The 5889-nt window shown below is 74.6% G+C and carries 4 protein-coding genes and 1 pseudogene; all 5 read right to left on the reverse strand.

Annotation, left to right across the window (positions count from 1 at the left end; all coding sequences use genetic code 11):
- Positions 1–36: 36 nt before the first annotated feature.
- Positions 37–276, reverse strand: a pseudogene (locus KBX39_RS20590) (bifunctional ornithine acetyltransferase/N-acetylglutamate synthase); the annotation flags it as partial.
- The gene (gene argC, locus KBX39_RS20595) at positions 273–1274 is read right to left on the reverse strand and encodes an N-acetyl-gamma-glutamyl-phosphate reductase (RefSeq protein WP_210872022.1); all 1002 of its coding nucleotides are present in this window, start codon (positions 1272–1274) and stop codon (positions 273–275) included. The gene argC and the pseudogene KBX39_RS20590, both read right to left, overlap by 4 nt.
- Positions 1275–1445: 171 nt before the next feature.
- Positions 1446–3992, reverse strand: a complete 2547-nt coding sequence (gene pheT, locus KBX39_RS20600) for a phenylalanine--tRNA ligase subunit beta (protein WP_210872025.1) — start codon at positions 3990–3992, stop codon at positions 1446–1448.
- Between the two features lie 26 nt (positions 3993–4018).
- Positions 4019–5080, reverse strand: a complete 1062-nt coding sequence (gene pheS, locus KBX39_RS20605) for a phenylalanine--tRNA ligase subunit alpha (protein ID WP_043324926.1) — start codon at positions 5078–5080, stop codon at positions 4019–4021.
- Positions 5081–5248: 168 nt separating this feature from the next.
- Positions 5249–5889 (reverse strand): RNA methyltransferase (locus KBX39_RS20610; protein WP_210872027.1); only part of this gene is annotated, 641 nt, incomplete at its 5' end.

Genomic DNA, 5889 nt, shown 5'->3' on the forward strand with positions numbered 1-5889 from the left:
CACCGCAGGGGTGGACTACGTTCGCCGGCGCGGCGCCGGGCCGGTGCAGGCGTTCGCGCCGCCGGAGTTGAGCACTACGGCGCGCACGACGCCGCCGTGCACGACCTGCTGGCTCCAGAGCACCGGCGCGGCCTTGACCCGGTTGGCGGTGAAGACACCGGCGACACCGGCGTCCGGGCCGTCGTTGATCACGAGGGCGACGTCGGGCGCGCCGGAGGACTTCAGTCCGGCCGCGACACCTGCGGCGCGGAACCCACGGGGGACGGTGACGCTCACGGGGCCACTCCAAACACGGACAGACCGGTGGTCTCGGGGAGACCCACCATCAGGTTGGCGTTCTGCACGGCCTGGCCGGCCGCGCCCTTGCCCAGGTTGTCGATCGCGCTGACCACGATCACCCGCCCCGAGTCGACGTCCACCGTCGCCTGGAGGTGGCAGGAGTTCGACCCGGCGGTGGCGGCGGTGTGCGGCCACGCGCCCTCGGGCAGCACGTGCACGAACGGCGCGTCGGTGTACGCGGCGGCCAGCACCGCGCGCGGGTCGGCGTCGCCGGTGGGCACGGCGGTGACGGTGGCCAGGATGCCCCGGGGCATCGGCGCGAGCACCGGGGTGAAGGACAGGCCGGTCGCGCCGGTGGCCTGCTTGATCTCCGGCACGTGCTGGTGCGCGCCCACCTTGTAGGGCGACAGGTCGCCCATCACCTCGCTGCCGAGCAGGTGGGTCTTGGCGGCCCGGCCCGCGCCGGAGGTGCCGGAGGCGGCGACCACCACCACGTCGTCGGGGCGTACCGCGCCGGCCGCGATCAGCGGCGCCAGCGCCAGCGTGGTCGCCACCGCGTAGCAGCCGGTGCTGGCCACCCGCGACGCGGCGGCGATCTCGGCCCGCTGGCCGGGCAGCTCGGGCAGCCCGTAGGTCCAGGCGCCGGCGTGCTCCCCGCCGTAGTAGCGGGACCAGGCGCCGGCGTCGCGCAGCCGGTGGTCCGCGCCCAGGTCGACCACCTTGACCGAATCGGGCAGCGCCGCGGCGAGCGCCGCGGACTGCCCGTGCGGCAGGGCCAGGAACACCAGGTCCGCGTCGGCCAGGGTCGCCGGTTCGGTCGCGGCGAAGACCAGGTCCAGGCCGGCGAGCTGCGGGTGTACGGCGGTGACCGGCTGACCGGCCTGGGTGTGCGCGGTGGCGGCGATCAGCTCGAACTCGGGGTGACCGGCGAGCAGGCGCAGCAGTTCGCCCCCGGCGTATCCACTCGCCCCGGCCACCACTGTTCGAATGCCCATACCCACCTCCGCATGACTATGCAGAGAAGGGTACCGGTCGGGGCGACCTCATCGCAAGGTCATACGGCGTGCTGCATAGCCATGAGACGACGTTCACGGGCGGCTCGCGTGCGCGCGGTGTTAAAAGGGGCCCCCTCCTCTACCGGAGGCGTTAAGAGAGGGCCCCTCCTTTCAGGCGCCGCGCAGGGTGGCGCCGAAGCGCTCGGCGGCGACAGCGACCGCCGCGTCGCGCGCCGCCACCGCCTCCTCGCCCGCGAGGGTCCGGTCCGGGGCGCGGAACGTCAGCTTGTACGCCAGCGACTTGCGCCCCTCGCCGAGCTGCTCGGAGGTGTAGACGTCGAACAGGCGGACGTCCTCCAGCAGCGCGCCCGCGCCCTCGACCAGCGCCGCCCGCACCTCGGCGGCCGGCACCGCGTCGTCCACCACGAGCGCCACGTCGATCAGCGCCGGCGGGAACGTGGAGATGGTCGGGCCGGCCACCAGGGGGGCGGCGGGCAGCGCGTCCAGGTCCAGCTCCATGGCGCTGGTACGCCGGGGCAGCTCCAGCGCGGCCAGCACGGCCGGGTGCAGCTCACCGGCGTGGCCGACGACCACGTCGTCCACCACCAGTTCGGCGCAGCGGCCCGGGTGCCAGGGCGCGCGCTCCCCGGCCCGTACCGTCACCCGGTCGGCGGGGATCCCGGCGGCGTCGAGCACCGCCCGGCCCGCCTCGACGGCGTCGGCCCAGCCGGCCGCGCGGCCCGCGCCCCACCAGCCGGCCGGTTCGATCTCGCCGGTGAGCGCCACCGCGACGTGCCGGGGCTGGGCGGGCACCACCGCGTCGGCGGCGGCGAACTCCTCGTCGGTGGGCCGCCGGTCCACGCCCATCGCGGGCGGGGCGCCGGCGCCGGGACGCGGGTGGAAGACGGTGCCGATCTCGTAGATCGCCACGTCCCGCTGGCCCCGGCCGACGTTGCGCTTGACGATGCCGAGCAGCGGGCCGAGCAGCGTGGTGCGCAGCAGCGGCTCCTCCTCCGACAGCGGGTTCGCCAGGCGTACCGCGGGGCGGCGCGGGTCGTCGGCGGGCAGGCCGAGCTGGTCGACCAGCTCCGGCGCGACGAACGGCTGCGCCAGCACCTCGACGTAGCCGCGCTCGGCGAGCGAGCGGGCGACGGCCCGGCGGCGCTGCTGCTGCCAGGTCAGGCCCCGGCCGGGCGGCGCGGTGGGCAGCACCGATGGCACCCGGTCGTAGCCGTCGAGGCGTACCACCTCCTCCACCAGGTCGGCCGGGTCGGTCAGGTCGGGACGCCAGCTCGGCGGCGTCACGGTCAGCACCTCACCCGCGCCGGAGCCGACCCCGGCCGTGCCCGGGTCCTCGGCGAGCCGGTCCGCGCCGCGCGTGACTGTGCAACCGACCTGCTCCAGCAGCTCCACCACGCGGTCCGGCGAGTAGGACACGCCGACCCGCCGCGACGGCAGGTCCACCGGCAGCGTCACCGGCGTACGCGGCGCGACGTGGTCGATGTCGAGCACCTCCTCGCCGGCCGTGCCGCCGGCGAGGTCGGTGAGCAGCCGGACCGCCTTGTCCAGCGCGACCAGCGGCAGCGCCGGGTCGACGCCCCGCTCCCACCGCTTCGCCGCCTCGCTGAACAGCTTGTGCCGCCGCGCGGTACGGCCGACGGTCGCCGGATCCCAGTGCGCCGCCTCGAACAGCACGTTCGTGGTGGAGGCGAGCACCTCGCTGGTCTCGCCACCCATCACCGCGGCCAGGGAGATCGGACCGGTGTCGTCGCAGATGACCAGGTCCTCAGCGGACAGCGAGCGGCTCACCCCGTCCAGCGTGGTCAGCTTCTCCCCCGGCTCGGCGCGGCGCACCACGAGCGGCCCGGCGATCCGGTCCGCGTCGAAGGCGTGCATCGGCTGGCCGAGTTCGAGCATCAGGTAGTTGGTGATGTCGACGGCGAGCGAGATGCTGCGTACGCCGGCCACGGTGAGCCGCTGCCGCATCCAGCCCGGCGTCTCCACGGTCGGGTCGACGCCGCGCACCATCCGCGCCGCGAACCGGTCGCAGCCGACCGGGTCACGGACCTCCACCGGGTACGCGGGCTCGGCGGTCGCGCCGGGCGCTGGCGCGTCGGCCGGGTCGCGGAACGGCACGCCGAGCGCGTGCGACAGCTCCCGGGCGATGCCGCGCACGCTCAGCGCGTACCCGCGGTCCGGGGTGATCTCCATCTCGACCACGACGTCGTCCAGGCCGACGACGGGCCGGGCGTCGTCGCCGGGCTGGGCCTTGACGTCCTCGGGCAGCACGACGATGCCCGAGTGGTCGTCGCCCAGCCCCAGCTCCTGGGCCGAGCAGATCATGCCGTGGGAGTTGCGCCCGTACGTCTTGCGCGCGCCGATCGCGAACCCGCCGGGCAGCACGCCGCCGGGGAGGATCACCACGACCTTGTCGCCCTGGGCGAAGTTGCGCGCCCCGCAGACGATCTCCTGCGGCTCGCCGGTGCCGTTCGCGGCGCCGACGTCGACCCGGCAGAAGCGGATCGGCTTCTTGAAGCCGGTCAGCTCCTCGATCCCCAGGACCTCGCCGACGACCAGCGGGCCGGTGACGGACTCGCGCAGGTCCACCACGGACTCGACCTCGATGCCGAGGTCGACCAGCGCCTGCTCCAGGTCGCCGGTGGGCAGGTCGGCCGGCAGGTCGACGTACTCGCGCAGCCAACTGACAGAAACTCGCATGACTGTTAAACCACCGTTCCCGTAGCTCAGGCGCCGAACGCGCGGGTGAACCGCACGTCGCCCTCGGCCATGTCCCGCATGTCGCTGACGCCGTGCCGGACCATCACGGTCCGGTCGATGCCCATGCCGAACGCGAATCCGGAGTAGACCTCCGGGTCGATGCCGCAGGCGCGCAGCACCCGCGGGTTGACCATGCCGCAGCCGCCCCACTCGACCCACTGCGGACCGTCCCGGTGCTCCGGGAACCAGACGTCGAACTCCGCCGACGGCTCGGTGAACGGGAAGTAGTGCGGCCGCCAGCGGGTCTTCGCGCCCTCGCCGAACATGGCCCGGGCGAAGTGGTCGAGCGTGCCGCGCAGGTGCGCCATGGTGATGCCCTTGTCCACCACGAGGCCCTCGACCTGGTGGAAGACCGGCGCGTGGGTGGCGTCCAGCTCGTCGGTGCGGTAGACCCGGCCGGGCACCACCACGTAGATGGGCGGCTTGCGGCTGAGCATGGTGCGCGCCTGCACCGGCGACGTGTGGGTGCGCAGCACCAGGCCACTGCCCTCGGGTGCGATGTGGAACGTGTCCATCAGGCCGCGCGCCGGGTGGTCGGCCGGGATGTTCAGCGCGTCGAAGTTGGTCCACTCCAGCTCGACCTCGGGGCCCTCGGCCACCTCGTAGCCCATGCCGATGAACAGGTCACTGATCTGCTCCATCAGCACGCTCAGCGGGTGGCGGGCGCCACGCGGCCGGCGGTCGTACGGCAGGGTCACGTCGACCCGCTCCTCGACCAGCACCCGCTCGGCCTGCTCGCGCTCCAGGATCTCCTGCCGGGCGGCGTACGCGCTCTCGATGGCGCGGCGGGCCTCGTTGACCCGCTTGCCGGCGTCGGCCTTCGCGGCCGGCGGCAGCGCGCCGATCTCCCGGCGCGCGAGCGACACCGGGGACCGGTCGCCGAGGTGCGCGGGGCGCAGCGCGGTGAGCGCGTCCGGGTCGGTGGCGTCGGCGAACGCCTTCTCGGCGTCGGCCACTGCTCCGGCCAGGGCGTCCGGGTCGAGCAGGGCGACCTGCTTCGGGTCGTACGGATCGTTGCGGTAGCTCATGGTGAACGGGCACTCCCTCACGGCGGCGCCGACCCTCACGGGTGGCTAGGCGAGTCTACGGACGCGCGGCTTCGCCGCAGCCCGCCGGTGGGGAGTCGTGCAGGGGGAAGGGTCAGGCCCGCCGCCCGCCGACACCGGCGGGCTGGCTAAACGAACGCCGTGGCGCGTTCATGACGAGGCGGACTCCCCTGCTGTCTCTCGCGTGCCCCGGGGGACACGCAGTGCTCTGGCGGAAGAATACAGGCAGACAGCGGCAGCCGCAGCCAGGTTCAGGCTCTCCGCGCGCCCGTGCAGCGGCACCCGGACCCGGGCGTCGGCGGCGGCGGTCAGCTCCTCGGGCAGGCCGTGCGCCTCCGATCCGAACAGCCACGCTGTCGGTGCGGCCAGCCTTCCGGCGTCGGCGAGGTCGTCCAGGTCGCTGTCGCCGTACCCGGTGGTGGCGAAGATCTTCAGGCCCGCGGCCCGCAGCGCCTCGACGGCGGCGAGCGGGTCGGCGGCACGCACCACGTCGACGTGGAAGAGGCTGCCGGCGGAGGCCCGCACACATTTGCCGTTGTAGGGGTCGACCGCCTCGCCAGCGAAGATCACCGCGCCCGCCCCGGCCGCGTCGGCGGTGCGCAGCACGGTGCCGGCGTTGCCCGGGTCGCGGATCCCGGCGAGCACCGCGACCAGTCGCGGTCCGCGCGCCACGGCCTGCGCCAGGGGTACGTCGAGGTGCCGGCACACCGCCACCAGTCCCTGCGGCGCGACCGTCTCGGCCCGCGCGGCCAGCGCGTCGTCGGTCACCTCGGAGACCGGCACGTCGGCCC

This window comes from Micromonospora sp. D75 (genome assembly GCF_018070405.1).
Lineage (GTDB): Bacteria > Actinomycetota > Actinomycetes > Mycobacteriales > Micromonosporaceae > Micromonospora > Micromonospora chalcea.